General features: G+C 70.5%; 20 protein-coding genes. 16 read left to right on the forward strand and 4 right to left on the reverse strand.

Going from position 1 to position 24,924, the window contains the following annotated elements; genetic code table 11:
* Positions 1-17: 17 nt before the first annotated feature.
* Positions 18-1,826: an AMP-dependent synthetase/ligase gene (locus tag K3888_RS14000; protein ID WP_230930893.1), complete on the reverse strand. Its 1,809-nt coding sequence runs from the start codon at positions 1,824-1,826 to the stop codon at positions 18-20.
* 174 nt (positions 1,827-2,000) lie between these two features.
* On the opposite strand from K3888_RS14000, the gene cysK reads away from it, so the two are divergent.
* The 5 genes from cysK to K3888_RS14025 all read left to right on the forward strand — a co-directional run bounded on the left by cysK (position 2,001) and on the right by K3888_RS14025 (position 6,566).
* On the forward strand, positions 2,001-2,936 hold the full coding sequence (gene cysK, locus K3888_RS14005; protein ID WP_230930894.1) for a cysteine synthase A: 936 nt from the start codon (positions 2,001-2,003) through the stop codon (positions 2,934-2,936).
* Positions 2,936-3,544, forward strand: a complete 609-nt coding sequence (gene epsC / locus K3888_RS14010; RefSeq protein WP_269075207.1) for a serine O-acetyltransferase EpsC — start codon at positions 2,936-2,938, stop codon at positions 3,542-3,544. Before cysK ends, epsC begins: the two co-directional genes overlap by 1 nt.
* Positions 3,545-3,704: 160 nt before the next feature.
* Positions 3,705-5,027 (forward strand): glycosyltransferase 87 family protein, encoded by a 1,323-nt coding sequence (locus K3888_RS14015; RefSeq protein ID WP_230930895.1) that lies wholly within the window; start codon positions 3,705-3,707, stop codon positions 5,025-5,027.
* Positions 4,975-5,796, forward strand: coding sequence for a formate dehydrogenase accessory sulfurtransferase FdhD (gene fdhD, locus K3888_RS14020; RefSeq protein WP_230930896.1), 822 nt, complete (start codon positions 4,975-4,977; stop codon positions 5,794-5,796). The genes K3888_RS14015 and fdhD overlap by 53 nt, the downstream gene beginning before the upstream one ends.
* Positions 5,797-5,900: 104 nt before the next feature.
* On the forward strand, positions 5,901-6,566 hold the full coding sequence (locus tag K3888_RS14025; protein ID WP_230930897.1) for a nucleotidyltransferase domain-containing protein: 666 nt from the start codon (positions 5,901-5,903) through the stop codon (positions 6,564-6,566).
* Positions 6,567-6,648: 82 nt separating this feature from the next.
* Here the strand turns inward: K3888_RS14025 and K3888_RS14035 are convergent, their stop codons facing one another.
* Positions 6,649-8,193: an MFS transporter gene (locus K3888_RS14035; protein WP_230930898.1), complete on the reverse strand. Its 1,545-nt coding sequence runs from the start codon at positions 8,191-8,193 to the stop codon at positions 6,649-6,651.
* A gap of 102 nt (positions 8,194-8,295) precedes the next feature.
* Here K3888_RS14035 and K3888_RS14040 point away from each other — a divergent pair, with 102 nt between their 5' ends.
* From K3888_RS14040 to K3888_RS14090, 11 genes are all read left to right on the forward strand, one after another.
* Positions 8,296-8,907: a TetR/AcrR family transcriptional regulator gene (locus K3888_RS14040; RefSeq protein ID WP_230930899.1), complete on the forward strand. Its 612-nt coding sequence runs from the start codon at positions 8,296-8,298 to the stop codon at positions 8,905-8,907.
* Positions 8,904-10,664, forward strand: coding sequence for an NTP transferase domain-containing protein (locus K3888_RS17910; protein ID WP_230930900.1), 1,761 nt, complete (start codon positions 8,904-8,906; stop codon positions 10,662-10,664). The genes K3888_RS14040 and K3888_RS17910 overlap by 4 nt, the downstream gene beginning before the upstream one ends.
* 47 nt (positions 10,665-10,711) lie before the next feature.
* The gene (locus tag K3888_RS14050) at positions 10,712-11,176 is read left to right on the forward strand and encodes an RrF2 family transcriptional regulator (RefSeq protein WP_230930901.1); all 465 of its coding nucleotides are present in this window, start codon (positions 10,712-10,714) and stop codon (positions 11,174-11,176) included.
* Between the two features lie 156 nt (positions 11,177-11,332).
* On the forward strand, positions 11,333-12,595 hold the full coding sequence (locus K3888_RS14055; RefSeq protein WP_230930902.1) for a globin domain-containing protein: 1,263 nt from the start codon (positions 11,333-11,335) through the stop codon (positions 12,593-12,595).
* A 199-nt stretch (positions 12,596-12,794) separates the two neighbouring features.
* On the forward strand, positions 12,795-14,051 hold the full coding sequence (locus K3888_RS14060) for an MFS transporter (protein WP_230930903.1): 1,257 nt from the start codon (positions 12,795-12,797) through the stop codon (positions 14,049-14,051).
* A complete protein-coding gene (locus K3888_RS14065) occupies positions 14,048-17,788 on the forward strand; it encodes a nitrate reductase subunit alpha (RefSeq protein ID WP_230930904.1) in 3,741 nt (1,246 codons plus the stop codon). The genes K3888_RS14060 and K3888_RS14065 overlap by 4 nt, the downstream gene beginning before the upstream one ends.
* Positions 17,788-19,443: a nitrate reductase subunit beta gene (gene narH / locus K3888_RS14070; RefSeq protein WP_230930905.1), complete on the forward strand. Its 1,656-nt coding sequence runs from the start codon at positions 17,788-17,790 to the stop codon at positions 19,441-19,443. Before K3888_RS14065 ends, narH begins: the two co-directional genes overlap by 1 nt.
* A gap of 3 nt (positions 19,444-19,446) precedes the next feature.
* The gene (gene narJ / locus K3888_RS14075; RefSeq protein ID WP_230930906.1) at positions 19,447-20,169 is read left to right on the forward strand and encodes a nitrate reductase molybdenum cofactor assembly chaperone; all 723 of its coding nucleotides are present in this window, start codon (positions 19,447-19,449) and stop codon (positions 20,167-20,169) included.
* Positions 20,166-20,987: a respiratory nitrate reductase subunit gamma gene (gene narI, locus K3888_RS14080; protein WP_230930907.1), complete on the forward strand. Its 822-nt coding sequence runs from the start codon at positions 20,166-20,168 to the stop codon at positions 20,985-20,987. Before narJ ends, narI begins: the two co-directional genes overlap by 4 nt.
* Entirely contained in the window at positions 20,971-22,011 is a 1,041-nt protein-coding gene (locus K3888_RS14085) for a tellurite resistance/C4-dicarboxylate transporter family protein (protein ID WP_230930908.1), read from the forward strand. The genes narI and K3888_RS14085 overlap by 17 nt, the downstream gene beginning before the upstream one ends.
* 62 nt (positions 22,012-22,073) lie before the next feature.
* Positions 22,074-23,075, forward strand: a complete 1,002-nt coding sequence (locus K3888_RS14090; RefSeq protein ID WP_230930909.1) for a tellurite resistance/C4-dicarboxylate transporter family protein — start codon at positions 22,074-22,076, stop codon at positions 23,073-23,075.
* Between the two features lie 54 nt (positions 23,076-23,129).
* Here K3888_RS14090 and K3888_RS14095 read toward each other — a convergent pair whose 3' ends face one another.
* Positions 23,130-23,870: a hypothetical protein gene (locus tag K3888_RS14095; protein ID WP_230930910.1), complete on the reverse strand. Its 741-nt coding sequence runs from the start codon at positions 23,868-23,870 to the stop codon at positions 23,130-23,132.
* Positions 23,871-23,998: 128 nt separating this feature from the next.
* Positions 23,999-24,904 (reverse strand): VOC family protein, encoded by a 906-nt coding sequence (locus K3888_RS14100; protein ID WP_230930911.1) that lies wholly within the window; start codon positions 24,902-24,904, stop codon positions 23,999-24,001.
* Positions 24,905-24,924 lie beyond the last annotated feature (20 nt).

Genomic DNA, 24,924 nt, shown 5'->3' on the forward strand with positions numbered 1-24,924 from the left:
CTCTCGCTTTGGTCAGATCAGGCGTACATGCCCTCGATCTGCTCGGCGTAGCGCTCGGCCACCACGTGCCGCTTGACCTTCAGCGTCGCGGTCAGCTCCCCCGACTCCTCGGTGAAGTCCCGGTGCAGGACCGTGAACTTCTTGACGCCCTCGGCCTGCGAGACCTGCCGGTTGGCGTCGTCCACGGCGAACTGGATCTCGGCCTGCAGTGCGGGGTCGGTCACCAGGTCCTCGGCCGGCTTGCCACCGTGGCCGTTCTCCGCGGCCCATGCCTCGAGCTCGGCCTCGTCGACCGTGATCAGCGCGGAGACGAACTTGCGGGCCTCGCCGATCACGACGGCGTGACCGACCAGGCGGTGCGCCCGGATCCCGTCCTCGATCGGGCCCGGGGCCACGTTCTTCCCGCCCGCGGTGACGATGATCTCCTTGGCGCGGCCGGTGATCGTCAGGTACCCGTCCTCGTCGAGCGATCCGAGGTCGCCGGTGCCGAACCAGCCGTCGCGGAGGGCTTCCGCGGTGGCCTTCTGGTTGTTCCAGTAGTGGTCGAAGATCAGCGGCCCGGCCAGTTCCACCTGCCCGCTGTCGGTGATCCGGACGCTGGTGCCGGCGACCGGCCGACCGACGGTGCCGATGCGCTGGCAACCGGGCCCGTTCACGGTGGCGGCGGCGGTGCTCTCGGTGAGGCCGTACCCCTCGTAGATCGGCACGCCGAGTCCGCGGAAGAAATGCGAGATGCGGTCGGGCAGGGCGCCGCCGCCGGAGATGGCGTACTCGCACCGGCCTCCGAGCGCCTCACGGACGGCCTTGTAGACCGCCACATCGAGAGCCTTGTACTGAATGGTGTGCACCAGCGAGGGGCGGCGGGCGTCGCCCAGCCCGTCGCCGCCGCGCAGCTCGCTGGCCTCGACGGCGATCGCCTCCGCGCGGCCGAAGATCTCCTTCTGCAGTCGACCCTTCGCACCGGCCTTGGCGGCGATCCCGTCGCGGACCTTCTCGAACACGCGCGGGACACCGAGGATCATGTGCGGCCGGAAGTCGGCGAAGCGCGGCAGGATGGTCGAGGTGTCGTCCCAGAACCCGACGGTGGCCTCGCCCAGGAACACGGTGTAGGTCACGGCGCGGGCGAGCACATGGGCGAGCGGCAGGAACATGAGCGTCTTCTTGCCGTGCTGCGCCATCGTGCCGATGGGGTGGTCGAGCAGCGCGTGGCACTCCGACAGGAGGTTGCGGTGGGTGATCACGCAGCCCTTGGGCCGTCCGGTGGTGCCGGAGGTGTAGATGATCGACGCGGGGGCGTCGGGGTCGAGGGTGGCCAGCGAGGCCTCGAGGGTCTCGGCCGCGACGGGATCGCCGTCGGCCTCGAGGGCCTCGAGCCCGCCGTCGTCGAGGTAGAGCACGCGGGTACAGGTGGCGGGGACGTCGGTATCGCCGACGACGACGACGTGGGCGTCGGTTTCGGCCACGAGCACCTTCGCCTCGGAATCGGTGAGGATCCACTCGAGCTGCCCGGCCGAGGACGAGGGGTAGACCGGCACGGTGATGGCCCCGGCGGTCCAGACGGCCAAGTCGACGAGGACCCATTCGAGGCGGGTCCCGGCCATGAGCGCGACCCGGTCGCCGGGTTCGACACCGGAGGCGACGAGCCCGGCCGCGATGCGGTCCACACGGGCGACGAGCTCCGCGTTGGAGACGGATCGCCACTGGTCACCGTCGTGATACTCGAACGGGACGGACCGTGGGTTCGTGGCGGCGCGTCCGCGCGCCACCACCGGGATCAGGTCGGAACCGGTGAAGGTTCTCTGGGTGGGGACGGTGATCTCGCGCATGCCGGTTGCGGCCTTTCGGACGACGTCGAAATGGAGCGCAGTCGATTATCGACCGGGCACGGCGCCTGTGGCAATCTCTCAGGATTTCCCGATCGCACCCTCGTGCCTTGTCGCCGCATCACGTAGACTGCGCAATAGACAGATCGGTTCATTCTCTGCAGAACGGAACACATCATGGCGCAGATCTACTCCGACATCACCGAGACCATCGGCCGTACCCCGCTGGTCCGTCTCAACTCCCTGACCGAGGGCATCCAGGCCACGGTGCTGGCCAAGCTCGAGTCCGCGAACCCCGCCAGCAGCGTCAAGGACCGCATCGGCGCGGCCATCATCGACGATGCGGTCGCCTCCGGCGGCCTCAAGCCCGGCGGCACGATCGTCGAGGGCACCTCGGGCAACACCGGCATCGCCCTGTCCATGGTCGCGGCCGCCCGCGGCTACAAGGCCGTCATCGTCATGCCGGACACCATGTCCGTCGAGCGCCGCGCCATCATGCGCGCCTACGGTGCCGAGCTCATCCTCACCCCGGGTTCCGAAGGCATGAAGGGCGCCGTCGCCAAGGCCCAGGAGGTCGCCGACAGCCGCGAGAACGCTGTCCTCGCCCGCCAGTTCGCCAACCCGGCCAACGTCGACGTGCACCGTCGCACCACGGGCCCGGAGATCTGGGAGGACACCGCCGGTGAGATCGACCTGTTCGTCGCGGGTATCGGCACCGGCGGCACCATTTCGGGCGCCGGCAACTACCTGAAGTCTCAGAAGTCGGACATCCAGATCGTCGCCGTGGAGCCCAAGGACTCTCCGCTGCTCACCGAGGGCAAGGCCGGCCCGCACAAGATCCAGGGACTGGGCGCCAACTTCGTGCCGGAGATCCTCGACCGCGAGGTCTACGACGAGGTCATCGACGCCACTCTCGAGGACTCGTTGGAGGTTGCCAGGCGCCTCGGCAAGGAGGAGGGCATCCTCGCCGGCATCTCCTCGGGTGCCAACGTGTGGGCCGCGCTCGAGGTGGCCAAGCGCCCCGAGAACGCGGGCAAGACCATCGTCGTGATCGTGTGTGACTACGGCGAGCGCTATGTCTCGACGATGCTCTTCGAGGACTACCGCGACTGATGTCAGGTTCTTCCGACCGCCCGGTGGGGCTCGTGCGCACTCTGCGCGAGGACCTCACCGCGGCGCGTGCACACGACCCGGCAGCCCGGGGCGACGTCGAGAACACCGTCGTCTACTCCGGCCTGCACGCCATCTGGATCCACCGACTGTCCCACCGCATGTGGCACTCCGGCGGGGCCGGCCGCACCGCCGCGCGTGTCCTGTCGCAGTTCGCCCGCTTCCTCACCGGGATCGAGATCCACCCCGGCGCGGTGATCGGCCGGCGGTTCTTCATCGATCACGGCATGGGCGTCGTGATCGGTGAAACCGCGGAGATCGGCGACGACTGCATGATCTATCACGGGGTCACCCTCGGAGGCGTCTCGCTCAAGCAGGTCAAGCGGCACCCCACGCTGGGGGACCGCGTGACCGTCGGGGCCGGGGCGAAGATCCTGGGGCCGGTCGAGATCGGCGCGGACTCGTCGGTCGGAGCCAACGCCGTGGTGGTCAAGGACGCCCCCGCCGACTCGATCGTCGTGGGCATCCCGGGCGTCGCCAAGCCCGCCAGGTCGACCAAAGAGGAGCTGCGCGAGGCGCAGTTCTATATCGACCCGGCCATCTATATCTGAGTCCCGGGCCCCGGCCCGGGAGGGACGCGGAACCTACACCGTCCAGTCCCGATGAGGCCGTCACGCCGCCGCCCCGCACATCAGCGCGGGGCGCTCCGGCGGTGACGGCCTCATTATTCCCTCCACATTTTCTCGTACCGCTGGTCTAGGCTCAGCCCCGATGCGCTCGTTACCCACCACCGTGTGGCTCCGGGGGCCGCTGGCGATCCTGGCGCTGTCCTCGGTCTTCATGGTGCTTCGCTTCCCGGATGAGCGGACGCCGTGGTGGGGCATCTACGGCAATCTGCTCGATGTCAACGTCTACCGATGGGGCGGGCATGCGGTCCTCGGATCCATCCCGCTGTATGAGGGTCTGCTGTCCGGCGCTGACTCGGGGCGGTTCTACGCCCCGATGCCGTTCACGTATCCACCGTTTTCGGCCCTGCTGTTCACCCCGCTGACCCAGGTCACGCCCGGCCTGATGGAAGCCGGCTGGACCGCGCTGACGGTGGGGCTGCTCTACCTCGCGATCCGCATGTGCCTGCGCACCCTGGGATACCGGTCCGACCGCGTGACCGTGCAGGTCGCGGTGTGTCTGACCCTGATCTCGCTCTCGCTGGAGCCGGTGCGCACCACCGTGTGGCTCGGCCAGATCAACGTCCTACTCCTGGTGCTGGTACTGGCGGACCAGCTCGCCTCGCGGTCCGGTCGCCGCTGGGCGGGCATCGGCTCGGGGATCGCCGCCGGCATCAAGCTCACCCCGGCGTTCTTCTGGGCTCACTGGGTGCTCACCGGCCGGTGGCGGATGGCCGCGGTCTCCGGGCTCACGTTCCTCGGCACCGTGGCGCTCGGCTTCCTGGTCATCCCCCGTGACGCCATCCGATACTGGTCGGGGACCCTGCTCGATTCGCAACGGATAGGGCAGGACTCCCTGGTCGCCAACCAGTCTGTGCGCGGGGCCATCGCCCGTATCGCCGGGCTGGAGATGGCCCCCGCCTGGGCCTGGTTGATCGGCGCCGTCCTCGTGGCGGTCGTAGGCCTGACGGTCGCGGCGTTGACGCATCGCGCCGGGCATCAACTCCTCGGTCTGACCCTGGCGGGGATGACCATGACCATGGTCTCGCCCTTCACCTGGGGTCACCACTGGGTCTGGCTGGTCCCGCTCCTGGTTTTGACGCTGCACTACGCGATCTCGGCCGGTCGATGGTACGTCTGGCTCCTGCCGCCCCTGGTGTGGGCGGCGGGAGCCAACTGGGTCCAGAGTTTCCCGGACACCAACTTCCCCGACGACCGCTGGGTGGGGATGGGCCTGTTCATGCTCGGCGGCGATATCCCGTCGGTGGTCTTCTCCACGATCACCAACGTGTATCCGCTGATCTGGCTGGTCACGGTGGCCCTCACGGCGCTATACCTGGGAAAGGGATCGGCGGTGACGGCTAGGCTGGCCGACTATGGGACGGCGGACGACTCGTCACCCCGCGCTGAGGATCATCGCCGGGGCTGACACCAGGCGAGAGGTGGCGACCCTCGCTGTCGAGGAGCCGCTCGAGATCCGTGTCGGCGGTGCGCCCTTCGTCGTCACGATGCGGACCCCGGGCGACGACATGGATCTGGCCGCCGGCCTCCTCGTCTCCGAGGGCGCCATCTGGGATCGCGAGCACCTGCCCACGATCCAGTACTGCACCACCGTCAGCGGGCGCTCCGAGCAGGACTACAACACGCTCTCCCTGACCGTCTCGCCCGATGTGCCCGAGCCCGGGTCGGCGCGAACCACCACCATGACCAGCGCGTGCGGTGTCTGCGGCGTGGACTCGATCGACGAGGTCCGCCGCACCACGCACTTTCCTCTCGGCCCGGTCGAGCCGCTCGTCGCGGCCGAGGTCCTGTTGTCGCTGCCCCGGCGACTCCGCGAACACCAGCGTGTCTTCGACCGGACCGGAGGAGTGCACGCGGCCGGACTGTTCACCCCGGACGGGGAGCTGCTCTGCCTACGCGAGGATGTGGGTCGACACAACGCGGTCGACAAGGTGATCGGCTGGGCCCTCCGCGAGGATCGACTTCCGCTCGGCGACACCGTCCTCCAGGTGTCCGGCCGGGCGTCGTTCGAGCTGGTACAGAAGGCCTCGATGGCGGGGATCCCCGTACTGTCCGCGGTCAGCGCGCCCTCGTCGCTCGCGGTGGATCTCGCGGTCGACGCGCGCGTGACGCTCGCCGGCTTCAGCCGCGACGACAGGGCGACCGTCTACGCCCACTCCGAGCGCATCCGCGCCTGACCACCTCCGCGACTGGCTGGTGCACCCCGATGCCCGTGGTGATCTCGAGGCCCGGGGCGTAGCGGCACCCGGTGCAGCTGCCGGGTCGGCCGTACCATCGTCGAATGCCGCCTCCCCTGCCGCAGCCCTCGGACGCCGGGCCGCTACCACCCGACGAGTTTCGACGTTGGTATGGCGGTTGGGATCCACTCGATCCCTCGACAATCTCGGACTTCCTCGACGGATTCGACCGTCCGTGGTGGATCGTCGGTGGGTGGGCGCTCGAGAAGTTCACCGGAGTCTCCCGCGAGCACGAGGACATGGACATCTCGATCGATGCCGGCGATGCTGAGAACCTCAGGGTGTTCCTCGCCAACCGGGGGTGGACCACATGGAACGCGGATTCGGGCTGGTTGCGGCCGTTTGACCACCGCTTTCGCGACATCCGACCGGCGAGCGGGATCTGGGTTCGTGCGGACGCCCGCTCCCCGTGGGTCCTGGACGTGCCGCTGACTCCGTTCCGCGACGGATTGTGGGTCAACAAGAAGTTGCCGGAGCAGGTGATGCCGTTGGAGCGGGCGACCTGGGTCGACGACGACGGGCTGCGCTATCTCCAGCCTGAAATCGTCTTGTTCATGAAGGCGGCCCAGGTCCGGGACAAGGACGTGTCGGATGCGCACACGCATCTACCGCTACTGGACGCGTCCCGTCGGGACTGGCTGCGCGAGTCCGTCAGCCGGATGGATCCCTCGCACCCCTGGGCCGACCGCGGGGCTCAGGACGCCTGGTAGTCGAGCATCGGGACCGGGAACTGGCGGGCGATCCCCCGCAGCGCGGCGTCGTCGGTCAGGTCCACCAGGTCGGTCGGGATGGTCAGGTACGAGGCGCAGATCCGACACCGGCCCGCTGCACGTCACCCTGCGGCACGTACCCGCGGCCCGGGGCCACGAACAGCAGCAGGACCGCCGCCCCCGCCGCGACCAGCCCCAGCGCGACCAGCGAATCGGAGATGCCGGCGGCGAAGATCTCGGCGGCGGCGTCCACGATCGGCCGGGCGGCCGGCCCGGCTGCGTTGCCGAACTCGATGGCCCCGGCGAACGAGCCCTCCACCGCCGGCCGGCCCTCCTCGGGCACGCCGGGCAGCACCTCCACGATGTCGGAGGCGTACCGCCCGGCGAGAATGCTGCCGCCGATCGCGATGCCGATCGCCGCGCCGATCTCCCGCATCGCGTCGTTCACGGCTGCCGCGACACCCTGCTCGTCAGCGGGGATGTCCGACACGATGGCCGAGGTCGCTGGCGCGGTGGACAGTCCGAGCCCGGCCGCGGCGATGCACAGCGGCCACAGGACATCCCAATACCCGGAGTCCACCGTGAGCCTCGAGAGCAGGAGCATGCCCACGGCGATCCCGCCGACGCCCACCACGGACACGACGCGCAGTCCCACGACGTCGGTGATCCTGGGCGCGATGACCGACAGCACCATCACGGGCACCACCATGGGCGCCAGGGCCATCGAGGCGCCGAGCGCGTCGTAGCCCTGTACCAGCTGGAGGTACTGCACGATGAGCAGGAAGAACCCGAAGATCACCAGGAACTGCAGCGCCACCGAGACCGACCCGGCGGAGAAGCCGCGGCGCCGGAAATAGCGCACGTCCAGGAGCGGGTCCGAGGCGCGCAGCTCGACGCTGATGAACGCGACGAGGCTCACCACGGCCACGACGAGGGCCACCACGACGAAGGGCTCGCCGAAGCCGGTCTGCGCGCCCTCGATGAGCCAGAACACCACGCCGCCCACGGCCAGGGCCGAGAAGATCGCGCCCGCGACGTCCGGCCGACCGTGCCTGGCCGCGACCGATTCCCCGATCGTGAACGCGGCGAGCAACACCAGGAGGCCGATCACGGAATAGACGAGGAAGATCGACTTCCAGGACCACACCTGCAGCATCAGCCCGGAGCCGACGAGACCCACGATGCCGCCGATCCCGGCGAAGCCCGCCCACATGCCGACGGCCATCCCGCGCCGCTCGACAGGGAAACTGGCGGTGAGCAGCGACAACGTGGACGGCATGACGAACGCGGCGCCCAGCCCGGCGACGCCGCGCAGGATGATGAGCCACGTGGGCGAGTCGAGCAGGAGTGGCAGCGCGGAGGACACCGTGAACAGGGCGAGCCCCACGATGAGGGTGGCGCGGCGTCCGAATCGGTCGCCGAGGGCGCCGGCGGTGAGCACGAGTGCGGCCAGGGCGAGCGTGTAGGAGTCGACGATCCAGGTGAGCTCGGCCTGGGTGGCGCCGATCGCCACCGCGATGTCGGGCAGCGAGGTATAGAGCGCGGACATCGTGGCCACGACGATCGAGACGGCCACGAGGCTGACGAACAGCAGCCAACGCCGCCGTCCTGCGGACAGTTCGAGCACGGGCCCTCCCGGGGTCGTCGCGGAAACGCTACCGATGGTATCGCTTCCTTCCGGACACCGTAACGCACGAGCCGACCGACGCGGCGGGCCACAATGGTCACCATGCCCTCCCCCACCGATCCCCGACGCGCCCGCTCGCGCGGCAAGCTCCTGGACGCCGCCGCGGACCTCCTCGTCTCGGGCGGCGCGGCTGCGGTGACGGTGGAGGCGGTCACGCGCCTGTCGGGCGTCGCGCGGACCACGCTGTACCGCAATTTCCCCTCGACGGACTCGCTCATCGCCGCGGCGTTCCGGCGCCTGCTGCCCACCCCTGAGCCGCCGCCGGCGGACCTGCCGGTGCGCGAGCAGCTGGTCCACCTGTGCTCCGCCCTGACCCGGCTCATCCAGACCGTGCCCATGCAACAGTCGATGCTCGGCTGGCTCGCCATGGGGCGCGGCGCCTCCGACGACGACGAGGTGGGCGAGCTGCGCCGCAGCGTGGTCGAGTCCTACGCCGCGCCCCTCCACGAGGTCCTCTCCGCCGCGGAGGCCGACGGCACGCTCACCCCCGGCGACCGCGACCTCGCCGTGGCCCAACTCGCCGGCCCCGTGGTGCTGGCCCGCATCATCGGCCTGCGCCCGTTCACCGAGACGGATGTCGAGCGACTCGTCGACGACTTCCTGCGCGATCGCCTGGCCGCCCCGGCGGAACGGCGACAGGAGAGCCTGCAGTGAGGGGCACCGTCGGCGCGATCATCCTCAGTGGCGGCCGGGGCAGCCGGCTCGGCGGGGTGGACAAGGCCCGGCTCCCGGTGGCCGGTCGGCCAATGGTCGAGACCGTGCTCGGCGCCGCCCGGGCCGTCGCGGGGCCGGCCATCACGGTGGGACCGGGTGGTGACGCCCGCGAGGACCCGCCCCATTCCGGACCGGTCGCGGGGATCGCCGCGGGACTGGCGTGCCTTCCGGACGGTGTCGACGTCGTCGTCGTCGTGGCCTGTGACCTGCCCCAACTCGACTCCGGCACCCTCCGCGCGCTCGTCGACACCGTGCGCACGTCGGGCGCGTCGGCCGCGCTTGGCGTGGACGCCGCCGGTCACGAGCAGTACCTCCTCGCCGCGTGGGACCGTCGCGCGCTCGCCGCGCGCCTGGCGCGGCTCGAGGCCACGGGCGGCGTGGCCGGTCGAGCGGTGCGCGCCCTGTATGACGACGACGACACCGTCGCCGCCGGGTTCGTCCACGTGCCCGTCGGCGCTCAAGCACTCGACGTCGACACATGGGCCGACCTGGCCGGGCGCGGGCCGGTGGCGCTCGCGCACGTCGGCGCGATCCTGGCCGCGGGCCTGGATGCCGTGCCGGCGGCCCGGCTGGCGCCGCTTTACGCGGTGGGCGCGGTGCTGGCGGCGCCGCTGATCGCGGCCGATCCGATGCCGCGCGGGCGGGTGTCGGCGATGGACGGGTACGCGCTGGCCGGGCCCGGCGACTGGCGGCTGACCGGGGCCGCGCGGCGGGCCGGCGACGGTTCCGCGGCGACCCTGGAGCCCGGATGCGCGGCGCCGATCGCGACCGGCGCGCTCGCCCCCGCCGGAGCCGACCGGGTGCTGCGCCATGAGTTGGTCGAGGTCTCGCCTTCCGACGGCGGACCGGCACTGGTCACCGCCCTGGGCGCGGCCGAGGGCATCGACGACCTGCGGCCGGTCGGCGAGGACTGGCCGGCCGGGCACGTCCTCGCGCCGGAGGGCGCCACGCTCGACGCCGCGCTGGCCTCGGCGGCGCTGTCCTCGGCACTGACCGGGGTCGTGGCGCGGGGGCCGGTTCGGGCGACCGTCGTGACCACCGGCGACGAGGTACTGCCCGCCGACACCCCGCCCCCGCTGCCCGACGGGCGGATCCGCGACACCATCGGGCCGCTGCTCGGCGCGGTGCTCGAGCGCGCCGGCTTCGGACCCGCCACCGCCGCGGTGGAACACTGTCCGGACACCGAGGCCGAATTCGAGGCGCTGCTGCACCGGCCGCGCGGGGCCGGGGAGGTGCTGGTGCTCGTCGGGGCCACCGGCCGCGGGGTGGCCGACCACCTGCGACCGGCACTCGAGCGGGCCGGCGCCCGGATCGTGCTCGACGGCGTGCGGGTCCGACCCGGCGGCTCGCAGATCGTCGCAGCGCTACCCGGCGGTGGCGTGCTGCTGGGACTGCCGGGCAACCCGCTGGCGGCGGTGTGCGCTGCCGCCACCACCGGCCGCGCGCTGGTCGACGCCCTCACGGGTCGACGGCGGACGCCTGTGCTCGCGCCCGTCCCCGACCTTGCGGAACTGGCCGCCCCGACCCGATCCCGGATCCTGCCCGCGCGACCCGACGGCTCCGGCGGCTGGTCCGTGGACGAGCGGGTCCGCACCGCGCACCTCGCCGATCTCGTGGGGGCGCCGTCGCTTGCCCTGATCCCCGAGGACGGGGCCGGGGCCGGGGCCGAGCTGGTCGAGTTGATCGACTGGATCTGACCCCAAAAAATGCGTTGTCCGAATTCGCATTATGGGATCATGGACGGGTGAACATCTCCCGCCACTCCGACCTCGCGCTTCGCACCCTCATGCTGCTCGCGGTGGGCGACCGGGACGGCGAACGGATGACCGCGGGCGCCATCGCCGGTTCGGTCAACGCCTCCCCCAGCCACGTCGCCAAGATCGTCTCCCGCCTGGTGGATCTCGAGGTCATCGCCTCGCGCCGCGGCCGCGGCGGAGGGCTACGGATCACCGACGCCGGACGGAACCACTCCGTGGGCGCCCTGCTCCGCACCCTCGAGGGCCCGGGCGAGGCGGTCGACTGCGAAGGCGAGCAGCCCTGCCCGCTCGCCGGGAACTGCCGACTGCGCCGGGCCTTCGCCGAGGCCCGCGAGGCATTCTTCGCCACCCTCGATCCGCTCACCGTCAACGACATCGTCCACTCCCCCACACGGCAGATCCTGCTCACACTGGAGCCGAGATTCGCCCCGACGGTCGCGGACAGCCCCTGACGTGCACTTCCTCAGCACTACGTACGTAGAGCACAAATATCCAGTTCAGGTGGGTATTCGAACTCACACGGCGTGAATGCGCATATCGAGGTCGCATTCTGGCAGGCTCGGATTCAACGCCTCCACACCCGTAGGGGCCGGTCCGGAAAGGCTGCCATGACCACGTCACTGATCTCCCTCGAGTCGATCCTCGCCCGCCCCCGGGCGCTGTCCCCGCACAACGTCCCGGTCATCCGCGAGACACTGCCGGTCATCGGGGCCCACATCGACGAGATCACGCCGCTGTTCTACACGACGATGTTCGACAACCACCCCGAACTGATCCGCGACACCTTCAACCGCGGCAATCAGAAGCTGGGCGCCCAGCAGCGCGCCCTGGCCGCCTCGATCGCCACGTTCGCCACCATGCTCGTGGACGGCAAGAGCCCGGTCGACCTGCTCTCGCGCATCGGACACAAGCACGCGAGCCTGGGCATCACCCCGGACCAGTACCAGATCGTCCACGACAACCTGTTCGCCGCGATCGCCCGCGTGCTCGGCGACGCCGTCACCCCCGAGGTCGCCGAGGCGTGGGACGAGGTCTACTGGATCATGGCCTCCGTCCTCATCGACTTCGAGAAGGGGCTGTACGCCGAGGCGCAGGTCGAGCCGGGTGACGTGTTCCGGACCGCCACCGTCGTCGCCCGCGAGGACGTCACGGACTCGGTCGCCGTCTTCACCCTCGCCGGGCCCGACGGCGAACGCCTCCCCGACTTCCGCCCCGGCCAGTACACCTCGGTCGGCGTGGTGCTGCCCGACGGCGCCCGCCAGCTGCGCCAGTACTCACTCTCGACCGCCTCCGGCGACGGCACCTGGCGGATCGGCGTACGCCGCGTGGACCCCGCCGCCGGCGGCTGTCCCGCCGGCGAGGTCTCCGGCTGGCTGCACGCGACGGCCGCGGTCGGTACCACACTGCAGGTCACGCTCCCGTTCGGCGACCTGGTCCTGGACCAGGCCGACGCCGAGACCGCCTCCGCCCCGGTGGTGCTGTGCTCGGCCGGCATCGGCATCACGCCGATGCTCGGCATGCTCGCCCAGCTCGCCGCGGAGGAGACCTCGCGTCGCGTGCTCGTCCTGCACGCGGACCGCTCCCCCGACCAGCACGTCCTGGCGGGCGAGGTCGCCGGCGAGGCCTCCCTGCTCGCCGACGCCGAGGTGCACTCCTGGTACGAGGACGGCGCCGACACCGCTTCCGGCCCGGGCACCGTCCACCACGGGCTCATGGACCTGTCCGCGGTGCCGCTGCCCGCCGACGCGCACGTCTTCCTGTGCGGCTCCGCCGGGTTCCTGCAGGCGGTACGGCCGGCCTTCCTGGCGGCCGGCATCCCGGAGGATCGGCTCCACGCCGAGCTGTTCGCCCCCAATGACTGGCTCGTCTGAGCCACTCTCTGTTGACGCTGAAAACATTGCTGCGGCGAATATTTGTCCGGTAACGAACCCCGCCACATTCGCCGAACCGCCCACGGCGCGGTGACGGACTGTCGCACACTCGGGATTCGGGCCCGTTCCCCTGTCGTCCGTGCCCGACCCGCGAGACTCTGACGTGAAAGGGCCACCCGTGTCCTCAGGCTCCGACCCCGTGACCACCGACCCCTCCGGCGCGCCCGCCATCGATCCCAAGAAGGCTAACCTCGCCCTGGCCCTGTGCTTCGCCGGGTTCCTGCTCACCTTCTGGGCGTGGGCGCTCATGGGCCCCCTCGGCGCCACCTACAAAGAAGACCTGGGGCTCTCCTCGTTCCAGCAGTCCCTGGTGGTGGCGCTGCCCGTGGTGGTGGGATCGCTCGGCCGGATCCCGGTGGGCGCGCTGACCGACCGGCTCGGCGGCCGCACGATGTTCCCGCTCGTCGCGGCGTTGACGATCATCCCCACGCTCTTCGTCGGCTTCGTCGACAGCAGCCTGATCGTCCTGCTCATCGGCGGCTTCTTCCTCGGGATCGGCGGCACCTCCTTCGCGGTGGGCGTCCCCACCGTCAACTCGTGGTTCCCGCCGAACCGGCGCGGCACGGCGATCGGCATCTTCGGCGCCGGCATGGGCGGCACCGCGGTCGCGGCGTTCACCACGCTGCGGCTCCGCGACGCTCTCGGCGACCAGGCCCCGTTCATCCTGGTGGCGGTCCTGTTGGCGATCTACGCCGTGACAGCCCGGATGCTGCTGCAGAACTCGCCGGCCTGGGCACCGGCCCAGGGCAACTGGGTGGTCAAGGCCGCCAGGACGCTCGCCCGACCCGTGACGCTCAAACTGTCGTGGATGTACGCGATGGGCTTCGGCGGGTTCGTGGCGTTCTCCGTGTACCTGCCCACCTACCTGCACAACTTCTACGAACTGGACATCGAGGACGCCGCGCTGCGCACCGCGATCTTCGTGGTGGTCGCCGTGGCGTGCCGCCCCCTCGGCGGTGCGCTGGCGGACCGGTTCGACGGCGGGTGGGTCCTGGTCATCAGCTACGTGGTCACCGGCCTCATGGCCGCGGCCGCGTCCGAGCGCATGCCCCTGATCGGGATCGACGACGGCAGCTTCTACCCGGTGGGCACGGCCGTGTTCCTCGTCATGGCCGCCTCGCTGGGTGTCGCCTCCGGCGCGGTGTTCGCCCTGGTCGCCGAACTGGTCGAGCCGTCCTCGGTCGGGTCGGTCACAGGCATCGTCGGCGCCGTGGGCGGGCTCGGCGGGTTCGTCCCGCCGCTCCTGCTCGGCTACTTCTGGACCGCCGACAGCAACTACCGCACCGGCCTGCTGCTGCTGTTCGCCCTCTCGGTCATCACCGCGGCACTCACCTGGCTGTGGTTCCTCCGCACCAGTCGCAGCGCGTCCACCGCCACGGAAAGGACTCCGGCATGACCAGCACAGACCCCCGCCTGGACGGCCCCGCCTCCGAGGCCATCCTCAAGGCCGGCCGGTTCTTCCGCCGCGGCACGGCCTCCGACGATCTGCGCACCGTGACGATCGAGGGCGGCCGCGAGGCGGACGTGTTCTACCGCGACCGCTGGAGCCACGACAAGGTGGTCCGCTCCACGCACGGCGTCAACTGCACGGGCTCGTGCTCATGGAAGGTGTACGTCAAAGAGGGGATCATCACCTGGGAGGCGCAGCAGACCGACTACCCGGACATCGGTGACGACATGCCGGGGTACGAGCCCCGCGGCTGCCCGCGCGGTGCCGCCTTCTCCTGGTACACCTACTCGCCCACGCGGGTGCGCTACCCGTACATCCGCGGTCGCCTGCTCGAGTTGTGGCGGGCGGCGCGCGCCGAGCACGCCGACCCGGTGGACGCCTGGGGGTCGATCGTCTCCGACACCGCCAAGACCGCCTGGTACAAGCGCGCCCGCGGCAAGGGCGGCCTGGTCCGCTGCCGCTGGGAGGACGCAGTCGAGATCGCGGCCGCGGCCCACGTGTACACCGCCAAGACCGCCGGCCCGGACCGGGTCGCGGGCTTCTCCCCGATCCCGGCGATGTCCATGGCCTCGTTCGGGGCGGGCTCGCGGTTCATCGAGTTGTTCGGCGGCTCCATGCTCTCGTTCTACGACTGGTACGCCGACCTGCCGGTGGCCTCGCCGCAGGTGTTCGGCGACCAGACCGACGTCCCCGAGTCCGCCGACTGGTTCAACTCCTCCTACCTCGTGATGTGGGGTTCCAACGTCCCGGTCACCCGCACCCCGGACGCCCACTTCATGACCGAGGCCCGCTACAAGGGCCAGAAGGTCGTGGTGGTCTCGCCCGACTACGCGGACAACACCAAGTTCGCCGACGAGTGGCTGCACCCGCACCCGGGCACCGACGGTGCGCTGGCCATGGCGATGGTCCACGTGGTGCTCACCGAGTTCTACGCCCGCCGGGCCACGCCCGAGTTCGAGCGCTACGCCAAGCAGTACACGGACCTGCCGTTCCTGGTCACGCTGCGCACGCGCTCCGACGGGACGGTCCTGCCGCACAAATTCGTCACCGCGGACATGGTCGGTGCGGGTGTGCTCGCGGAGGATCCCGGCGAGAACGCGGCCAACAAGACCGTCCTGCTCGACGCGGTCACGGGTCGGCCGGTCGTCCCGAACGGCACGCTGGGCCACCGGTTCGGCGAGCAGGGCGCGGGCGACTGGAACCTGGATCTCGGCGAGGTCGACCCGGCCCTGTCCCTGCTCGAGGAGAGAGAGGGAACCACGGAGGTGGTGCTGCCGCGCTTCGACACCACGCGCGGCGACGCCGGCACCATCACCCGTGGGGTGCCCTACCGGACCATCAGGGGCCGCGACGACGACAACCCCACGGACCTCCGCGTCACGACCGTCCTCGATCTGATGATGGCGCAGTTCGGCGTGGGCCGGGAGGGGCTGCCGGGCGACTGGCCGACCGGGTACGACGACCCGCAGCCGTACACACCTGCCTGGCAGGAGGAGCACACCGGCGTCCCGGCCGCGCAGGCCGAGCGGATCGGGCGGGAGTTCGCCCGCAACGCGCTGGAGTCCGGTGGGCGCTCGATGATCCTCATGGGGGCGGGCACCAACCACTGGTTCCACTCCGACCTCATCTACCGGGCGTTCCTCGCGCTGACGATCCTCACGGGCACGCAGGGCGTCAACGGCGGCGGCTGGGCGCACTACGTGGGCCAGGAGAAGGTCCGCCCGCTGACCGGGTTCCAGCAGGTCGCGATGGGCCTGGACTGGTCCCGGCCGCCGCGGCAGATGATCGCCACCGCGTTCTTCTACCTGCACACCGGGCAGTGGAAGTACGACGCGTACGGCGCGGACACCCTCGCCTCCCCGACCGGCGAGAACCGCTTCGCCGGGATGAGCACCCCGGATCTGGTGGCGATGTCGGCGCGACTGGGCTGGATGCCCTCGTTCCCGACCTTCTCGGCCAACCCGCTCGACCTGGGGGATGAGGTCGCCGAGGCGGGCGTGTCCGCGGCCGAGCACGTGGTGGACCGGATCAAGGACGGGTCGATGCGCTTCGCCGCCGAGGACCCGGACGGCCCCGGCAACTCCCCCAAGGTCCTCACCGTGTGGCGATCGAACCTGCTCGGCTCGTCGGCCAAGGGTGACGAGTACTTCCTCCAACACCTGCTGGGCACCGACTCGTCACTGCGCGCCGACCAGGCCCCGGAGGGGCACCGGGGTCGGGACATGGTGTGGCGCGAGGACGCGGAGGACGGCAAGCTCGACCTGCTCGCCACGCTCGACTTCCGGATGACCTCCACCACGCTGTTCTCGGACCTCGTGTTCCCGGCGGCCACCTGGTACGAGAAGCACGACCTGTCCTCGACCGACATGCACCCGTTCGTGCACTCGTTCAACGCCGCCATCGACCCGCCGTGGGAGACCCGGACGGACTTCGACACCTTCCGGCTGCTCGCCGAGAAGGTGTCGGAGTTGAGCCACGGGCACCTCGACACCCGCACCGACGTCGTGGCGGTCCCGCTGGCGCACGACACCCCGGATGCCCTGGCCAACCCGGGCGGCACAGTGTCGGACTGGAAGGACGGCTCGTGTGAGCCGGTGCCGGGGCGGAACTTCCCCAAGATCGTCACGGTCGAGCGCGACTACCGGCTGATCGGCGAGAAGTTCGGCTCCCTCGGGCCACTCGCCGAGAAGGCGGGGATGCCGGTCAAGGGATTGCTGCTCAAGCCGGACGAGGAGATCGGCATCCTGCGGGGGGCCAACGGCGAGACCCGCACGGGCGCCGGCCGGGGCCGCCCGCGCCTGGACACCGACATCCGCATGTGCGAGGCCATCCTCACCCTGTCCGGGACCACCAACGGGCGACTCGCGACCCAGGGTTTCGAGCAGCTCGAGGCCCGCACCGGCCGGGAGCTCGCCGATCTGTCCCGCGGTGAGTCCGGCAAGCGCATCAGCTTCGCCGACACCCAGTCCCGCCCGCAGCCGGTCATCACCTCCCCGGAGTGGTCCGGCTCGGAGCACGGCGGCCGCCGGTACAGCGCGTTCGTCATCAACGTCGAGCGGCTCAAGCCGTGGCACACGCTCACCGGCCGCATGCAGTTCTTCATGGACCACGACTGGATGGCCGAGGTGGGCGAGCAGCTCCCCGTCTACCGCCCGCCGCTCAACATGCACGAGCTGTACGGCGAGCCGGTGCTCGGCAGCACCGACGGATCCGGTGGCGCCGGCGCGGCGCTGACGGTCCGCTACCTCACCCCGCACAACAAGTGGTCCATCCACTCGGAGTACCAGGACAACCTCCTCATGCTCAGCCTGTCCCGCGGCGGGCCGACCATCTGGATGAGCAGGGAGGACGCCGAGCTGATCGGGGTGGTCGACAACGACTGGGTGGAGGCGGTCAACCGTAACGGCGTCGTCGTCGCCCGCGCCGTGGTCTCGCACCGGATGCCGTCCGGCACGGTCTACATGCACCACGCCCAGGACCGCACGGTCGACGTGCCGATCGCGGAGGCCTCCGGTAAGCGCGGCGGTATCCACAACTCGGCCACGCGGATCCTCATCAAACCCAGCCACCTCATCGGCGGGTACGCCCACTTCACCTACGCGTGGAACTACATCGGCCCCACCGGAAACCAGCGCGACGAGGTGACGGTCATCCGCCGTCGCTCGCAGGAGGTGCAGTACTGATGCGCGTCATGGCCCAGATGTCCATGGTGATGAACCTGGACAAATGCATCGGGTGCCACACGTGTTCGGTGACCTGTAAGCAGGCCTGGACCAACCGGTCCGGCACCGAGTACGTGTGGTGGAACAACGTCGAGACCCGCCCCGGCCTCGGCTATCCGCGAACCTACGAGGACCAGGAGCGGTGGAAGGGCGGCTGGGAGCTCGGACGGAGCGGCAGGCTGCGCCTCAAGGCCGGCGGGCGGATGAAGAAGCTGCTGGAGATCTTCTCGAGCCCCACCATGCCGTCGCTGGACGACTACTACGAGCCGTGGACCTACGACTACGACATGCTGGTCTCGTCCCCGCTGCAGGAGCACACCCCGGTCGCGCGGCCGTACTCGCTCATCAGCGGCGAGCCGATGAAGATCTCGTGGTCGGCCAACTGGGACGACGACCTCGGCGGGTCGCCGACCCACATGTCCGGCGACCCGATCCTGGCCAAGGTGGGCGAGGACATCAAGGCCGAGTTCGAAGAGACCTTCATGTTCTACCTGCCGCGGATCTGCGAGCACTGCCTCAACCCGTCGTGCGTGTCCTCCTGCCCCTCCGGGGCGATGTACAAGCGCGTCGAGGACGGAATCGTGCTGGTGGACCAGGACCGCTGCCGCGGCTGGCGCCAGTGCGTGACCGGCTGCCCGTACAAGAAGGTGTACTTCAACCACCGCACGGGCAAGGCCGAGAAATGTACGTTCTGCTTCCCGCGCGTCGAGGTGGGCATCCCCACCGTGTGCTCGGAGACCTGCGTCGGCCGGCTGCGCTACATCGGCCTGGTCCTCTACGACGCGGACCGGGTGCTCGAGGCGGCGTCGGTGCCGGACGAGCATGACCTGCTGGCCGCCCAGCGCGAGTGCTTCCTCGACCCGAACGACCCCGAGGTCATCGAGGCCGCCCGCGAGGCGGGCATCCCGGAGGACTGGATCGAGGGCGCGCAGCGTTCGCCGATCTGGCAGCTCATCTCGCGGTTCGAGGTGGCCCTGCCGCTGCATCCGGAGTACCGGACCATGCCGATGGTCTGGTACGTCCCGCCGCTGTCGCCCATCGTCGACCGCGTCGCCGCGGACGGCGGCGACGGGGAGGACTCCGACACGCTGTTCGGCGCGATCGACACGATGCGCATCCCCATGGAGTACCTCGCCGAGCTGTTCACCGCCGGGGACGTCGACACCATCCAGACGGTGCTCAACCGACTCGCCGCGATGCGCACCTACATGCGTGACATCAACCTCGGCCGCGAGCCGCGGGGCGAGATCTGTGAGGCCGTGGGCATGAGCGAGGAGGACGTGTACGACATGTACCGGCTCCTGGCCCTGGCCCACTACGACGAGCGGTACGTCATCCCCACCGCCCACCAGGAGCAGGCGCATTCCCTCGAGGAGCTGGTCACCGACTGCAGCCTCGACTACAACGGCGGCCCCGGGATGATGGGCGACTCCGGCCCGTTCGGGGAGGGCTCGGGCGATCAGGCGCTGCCCATCGCGGTGGAGAGTTTCCACGCGTTGAAGCAACGCCAGACCTCGGACACCATCGCCTCCCCCGCGGACAAGGGCCGGCGGGTCAACCTGCTCAACTGGGACGGCCTCGGCACCGGCGGCCTCTTCCCGGGAAAGAAGGGCTGAGCCGTGGCGTCGCAGTTCCTCGCCGGGACCGGCTTCGGCACCGATCTGTTCTCCCGGGTCCGCAGGGCGGTGATGCCCGGTTCCTCCCCGGCCGTCGGCCGCGGGTCGCCGGAGGACCGCTCGCTCTATCAGGCTGTCTCGCTCCTGCTGGACTACCCGACCCCCGAGCTCCTCGAACGGCTGCCGCTCATCCGCGAGCTGGTCGACGACCGGGGTGAGGCCGCGCGGCCGCTGCTCGGCCTGGTCGAGCACCTCGAGTCGACGCCGCTGGGCGAGGCGCAGGAGGAGTACGTCGAGACGTTCGACCTGCGTCGTCGCTGCTGCCTGTACCTGACCTACTTCCGCTACGGCGACACCCGCAAGCGCGGCACGGCGCTGGTGGACTTCGTCGAGGCCTACAAGTCGGCCGGGGCCCGGCTGGACGCCGCGGAACTGCCCGACCACCTGGGCGTGCTCCTCGAGTTCGGGGCCCAGCACGACCTCGACCGGTGCCGGGCCCTGCTCGTCCGGCACCGCCCCGGTCTGGAGTTGCTCAGGATCTCCCTGACCGACCGGGGGTCCGCCTGGGCCGGCGCCCTCGAGGCGGTCTCGGGCACGCTCCCGCCGATCGGCGGCGACGACCGCGATGCCGTCCGCCGACTCGTCGCCCAGGGGCCGCCCGACGAAGAGGTCGGGCTCGAAGCGTTCACCTCCTCGTCCTACCTGGAAAGCGGGGCCCGGCCATGACCGAGACGACCACAGTCGACGCGACGATCCTGGACATCGTCCTGTGGGTGGTCCTGCCGTACGTGTGCCTGGCGATCTTCGTGGTCGGCCACTGGTGGCGGTACCGCTACGACAAGTTCGGGTGGACGACCCGCTCGAGCCAGCTCTACGAGTCCCGCCTGTTGCGGTGGGGGAGCCCCCTGTTCCACTTCGGCATCCTGGCCGTGGTCGCGGGCCACTTCATCGGGCTGGTGATCCCGGAATCGTGGACGCACGCGATCGGCATCACCGAGACCGGCTACCACTGGATGGCGGTGTCGCTGGGGGTCGTCGCCGGGTTCTGCACGCTCGTCGGCCTGGCGATCCTCATCTACCGCCGTCGCACGGTGGGGCCCGTCTTCTCCGCGACCACCGCCAACGACAAGCTGATGTACTTCTTCCTCACCGTGACGATCCTCTTCGGACTTGCCAACACGGTCGTCGGCAATATCCTCAGCAGCTACAACTACCGCGCCGACCTGGCCGTGTGGTTCCGCGGCATCTTCTGGCTGCACCCGGACCCCGTACTCATGACCGACGCGCCCTTCACGTTCAAGGCCCACGCGATCCTGGCGTTCCTGCTGTTCGCGATCTGGCCGTTCACCCGTCTGGTGCACGTGTTCTCCGCGCCCGTCGGGTACCTGTGGCGGCCCTATGTCGTGTACCGCTCGCGCCCGTCGGGCCAGTTCGGCAACCGCCCCTACCGCCGCGGCTGGATGCGCGAGGACGTCGGCGACGTGAGCCGACAGGTCGGCGAGGGCCGGGCCCGGTCGGGTTCGAGCCGTGCCGCACGACACTAGGACATCGCCCGGCCGACGCTTCCCGACACCGGAGCGGCTGTCCCCCGGCTACTTCGCGATGGTCATGGCGACGGGCATCGTCGCGATCGGGGCGGATCTGCGCGGGTGGCACACGCTGTCCCTGATCCTGCTCGTCCTCACGGCGGTCGAGTACGTCGTCCTCGTCGTACTCACGCTGTGGCGGTTGCTCGCCTATCGCACCGAGGTCGCGGCCGACCTCCACGACTCCCGCCAGGCCTTCCTGTTCTTCACCTTCGTGGCCGGGACCAATGTCCTGGCGGCGGGGCTCGCCGGCCAAGGTCTCTACGTTGTGGCCGCGGTCCTGCTGGTCGTCGCCACCCTCGCCTGGCTGATCCTCGGCTACTCCGTCCCCTGGGTCGCCGTCCTGGCCCGCACGGAACGGTCCGTGCTGACGGAGGCGAACGGCACCTGGTTCATCTGGGTGGTGGCCGCCCAGTCCGTGGCGGTCGGCGCGGCCACCCTGGAACCCCACTTCGAGGCCGGCCGCGACGCGCTCGCGATCCTCGCGGTAGCCGCGTGGTCGGTCGGCGTCGTCCTCTACGTGGCCTGCGCTGTCTACGTGTCGCTGCGGCTCATGGTCTACCCGTTCGACCCGCGGGAACTCGACCCGCCGTACTGGGTGTCGATGGGCGCGGTGGCCATCACCGTGGTCGCGGGGGCACGCATCGTGGAGATGTCCAGCGCGCCGATGGTCGACGCCGTACGCGGCCTGGTCGCCGGCCTCGTGGTGGTCTTCTGGTGCTTCGCCACCTGGCTCATCCCCGTCCTCGTGGCGGTCGGCTACTGGCGGCACCGCGTGCGCGGCGTGCCATTTCGCTTCGAGCCCACCTGGTGGTCGATCGTCTTCCCGCTGGGCATGTACGCAGTGGCGGGCATGTACCTCGGTCACGCCGATCAGCTGCCCATCGTCGCCTGGATCGGTCAGGCCTGGATGTGGGTCGCGGTCACGGCGTGGATCATCGCGTTCGCCTGGATGATCCAGTCCCGTCTCCGGCGAAGGTAGGACGGATGACGGGGGCGGAACCGAGGAGTCGACACCGTGGCGGATGGCCCACGCCAGCACACATGTCCCCCGGGTACTTCGCGCTGGTCATGGGCACCGGCATCATCACCATCGGCGCCGGCCAGCGCGGCTGGCACACCCTGGCCGAGCTATTGCTGACCCTCACCGCCCTCGAGTACGCCGTGCTGGTGCTGCTCAGCCTGTGGAGGGTCGGCGCGTACACGGACCTCGTCGTCGTCGACCTCCGGAACCCCCGCGCCTCCTTCCAGTTCTTCACATTCGTCGCCGGCACCAACGTCCTCGCGGCCGCCCTCGCGGCCCACGGACACCTCACGGCGGCCACCGTCCTGCTGTACGTCGGCGTGGGGGCCGTGACCGTGCTCGGCTACGTGATCCCGTGGCTCGTGCTCCTGGCGCGCGGGCCCCGCTCGGTGCTGCCGGAGGTGAACGGGACCTGGTTCCTCTGGTCGGTGGCCCTGCACTCCGTGGCGATCGGCGCGGCGCTCCTAGAGCACCACGCGACCGCCGGTGAGGACGTCCTGGCCGCGGTCGCGGTGATCTCGTGGTCGGTCGGCGTCGTCCTCTATGTGGCCACCGCCGTACTCGTGATGATGCGGCTGATCATGCTGCCGGTCGGACCGGAGGACATCGACCCGCCGTACTGGATCCTGATGGGGTTGTCGGCGCTCGTCGTGGTGGCCGGCTCGCACATCGTGGGCATGACCGACGCGCCCCTCGTCGACGACGTCCGCGGACTCGTCTCCGGTCTGCTGGTCCTGTTCTGGGGCGTCGCGGCATGGCTGCTGCCCGTGATGGTGGCGCTGGGAGTGTGGCGGCACGGATTCCAGCGTGTGCCCCTGCGCTACACGCCCATGCTGTGGTCGATCGTCTTCCCCCTGGGCATATTCGCCGCCTCGGGCATGTCGCTCGGGGGCACCGACCGGGTTCCGCTCGCGACGTGGATCGGCCGGGAACTGATGTGGGTGGCGCTCGCCGTGTGGGCTCTGACCTATCTCGCGATGGCCTGGTCCGGGGTGAAACGACTCCACGCCGTGCGCGGCTGACGCGCCTGACGCCCACCCCGCGCCGCGACCCGCATCCGGAGCTGCGCCCCGGGGTCACGACTCGGCCGCGCACCCGCCGTCCAGCGAGGCCGAAGCGGTGGACCCGGCCGCGCTGCCGGCCATGCTGCCGGTCGACTCGCTGCCCGTACTGCCCGCGGCGCTGAACAGGCCGCTCATCGGGATCCCGCCCTCGCACTCGCCGGGCTCAGGCTCCGGCTCGGGCTGCGGCTCCGGCACGGTGAGCCGCCACTCGATGGCCGTCGAGACACGCGCCCCCTGGGCCTCCCTACCCGCATCGGGGTGCAGCCCCACGCCGTCGACGATCCGCACCTGCTCCCGCGGCGCCAGCTCCACCGAATTCAGGACGGTGCCCACCTCGACCGCCGGGCCGTAGGTGTGCTCGGGGAAGTCCTCCCCGTAGTACGTGTAGCGCACACCGACATCGTCCCCGAAGTCCGACTGCACGGTGAACAGCGAGTTGGCGGACGAGGACCAGTCACCGATGAACGTCTCGAACCTCCCGGGCACCGAGTCGGCGTTGCGGACGAAGTACTCGCGTTCGATCACCTTTCCCGGAGAGAGGTTCCCCCCGCTGAACGGGGGCAGCACGGCGTTCGGGTCCTCAGACCATGTGATCCCGTCGGCGGAGAACTCGAATACGCCCTGCGTGGGAGCCGGCTCCTCCGTCTCCTGCGCCGAGGCGGTCCCCGCCCCGGACAGCAGCATGGACACCGCGAGCGCGAGGGTGCTCACGATCGCCGCGAGTACCGCCGCCACCTGTGCCCTGCCACTCACGATTACCCCGACACCACGTCGATGGACGTTCACCCGACATCACCTCTCTGCGCCGCCGACCGGCCGGACGCCGAGTCAGTCCTCCCCCGACGCTAGGTCAGAACGCCTGTCCCGGGGCCGGTTCGAGCTCAGGCACCCGCGGGAGCGACCTGGATGAGGGTGCCCCACGGGTCATCGAAGCGCAGTGTGTGACCGTCGTGCCGCACCTCGATCCGATGATCGACCAGACGCTGCTGCAGCGCGGCGACGTCGTCGTCATCGGGCAGGTCGATGTTCACCTGCCCCAAACCCAGGGCAGCGGCGCGGGGCCCGGCTCCGGCAGTGCCCCAGGTGTTGACGGCGACATGGTGGTGGTACCCGCCGGCCGCGATGAACAGCGCCGTCCCGAGGTCACTCATGACCTCGAAGCCGAGCGCGTCCACGTAGAAGTCGCGCGCCACGCCGATGTCGCCGACCTGCAGGTGGACGTGCCCGAGAGTGGCCGGCGGCGGCGCGACCGGCTGCTGCGGGAGATGGGCGCGCAGGAACGCGTCGGGGTCCAGGGCGTTGGTCGCGGTCTGGAGCAGGCCGTTGCCGTCGCGCTGCCAGGTCTCCCGGGGGCGGTCCACGTACAGCTCGACGCCGTTGCCCTCGGGGTCGTCGAAGTAGAAGGCCTCGCTGTAGAGATGGTCGGAACTACCGGTGAACGACCGCGGCGCGAGACGGGCCACCGACGCCGCGGCGAACGCGAGCGACCGACGGTCCCCGAAGAGCACGGCGGTGTGGAACAGCCCCGCCTCCCCGGGTCGCCGCGGCGGCAGATCGGGGGCCCGGCGCAGGCGGACGAGCGGCTGCCCGCCCCGGCCGAGCACCGCGGTATCACTGACGTGCTCGAGCACGTCCAGGGTCACGCCGCGGGAGTAGAAGGCCATCATCGCGTCGAGGTCGCGGACCAGGAGTTCCACGGCGCCCATGCGCGCATCGGCGGGCAACAGGCGGTCGGCGGGGCGTTCGACGAGGCTGCGCGGATCGGGGTTCTGGACGAAGACGGGCATGACAACTCCTGCGTTACGGA

This window comes from Dietzia aurantiaca (genome assembly GCF_021033825.1).
Classification (GTDB): domain Bacteria; phylum Actinomycetota; class Actinomycetes; order Mycobacteriales; family Mycobacteriaceae; genus Dietzia; species Dietzia aurantiaca.

Bases quoted from the DNA above. Each gene is read 5' to 3' on its own strand.
- K3888_RS14000 (WP_230930893.1), bottom strand. From the start codon at position 1,826: ATGCGCGAGATCACCGTCCCCACCCAGAGAACCTTCACCGGTTCCGAC.
- cysK (WP_230930894.1), top strand. From the start codon at position 2,001: ATGGCGCAGATCTACTCCGACATCACCGAGACCATCGGCCGTACCCCG.
- epsC (WP_269075207.1), top strand. From the start codon at position 2,936: ATGTCAGGTTCTTCCGACCGCCCGGTGGGGCTCGTGCGCACTCTGCGC.
- K3888_RS14015 (WP_230930895.1), top strand. From the start codon at position 3,705: ATGCGCTCGTTACCCACCACCGTGTGGCTCCGGGGGCCGCTGGCGATC.
- fdhD (WP_230930896.1), top strand. From the start codon at position 4,975: ATGGGACGGCGGACGACTCGTCACCCCGCGCTGAGGATCATCGCCGGG.
- K3888_RS14025 (WP_230930897.1), top strand. From the start codon at position 5,901: ATGCCGCCTCCCCTGCCGCAGCCCTCGGACGCCGGGCCGCTACCACCC.
- K3888_RS14040 (WP_230930899.1), top strand. From the start codon at position 8,296: ATGCCCTCCCCCACCGATCCCCGACGCGCCCGCTCGCGCGGCAAGCTC.
- K3888_RS14055 (WP_230930902.1), top strand. From the start codon at position 11,333: ATGACCACGTCACTGATCTCCCTCGAGTCGATCCTCGCCCGCCCCCGG.
- K3888_RS14065 (WP_230930904.1), top strand. From the start codon at position 14,048: ATGACCAGCACAGACCCCCGCCTGGACGGCCCCGCCTCCGAGGCCATC.
- narH (WP_230930905.1), top strand. From the start codon at position 17,788: ATGCGCGTCATGGCCCAGATGTCCATGGTGATGAACCTGGACAAATGC.
- narI (WP_230930907.1), top strand. From the start codon at position 20,166: ATGACCGAGACGACCACAGTCGACGCGACGATCCTGGACATCGTCCTG.
- K3888_RS14090 (WP_230930909.1), top strand. From the start codon at position 22,074: ATGTCCCCCGGGTACTTCGCGCTGGTCATGGGCACCGGCATCATCACC.
- K3888_RS14100 (WP_230930911.1), bottom strand. From the start codon at position 24,904: ATGCCCGTCTTCGTCCAGAACCCCGATCCGCGCAGCCTCGTCGAACGC.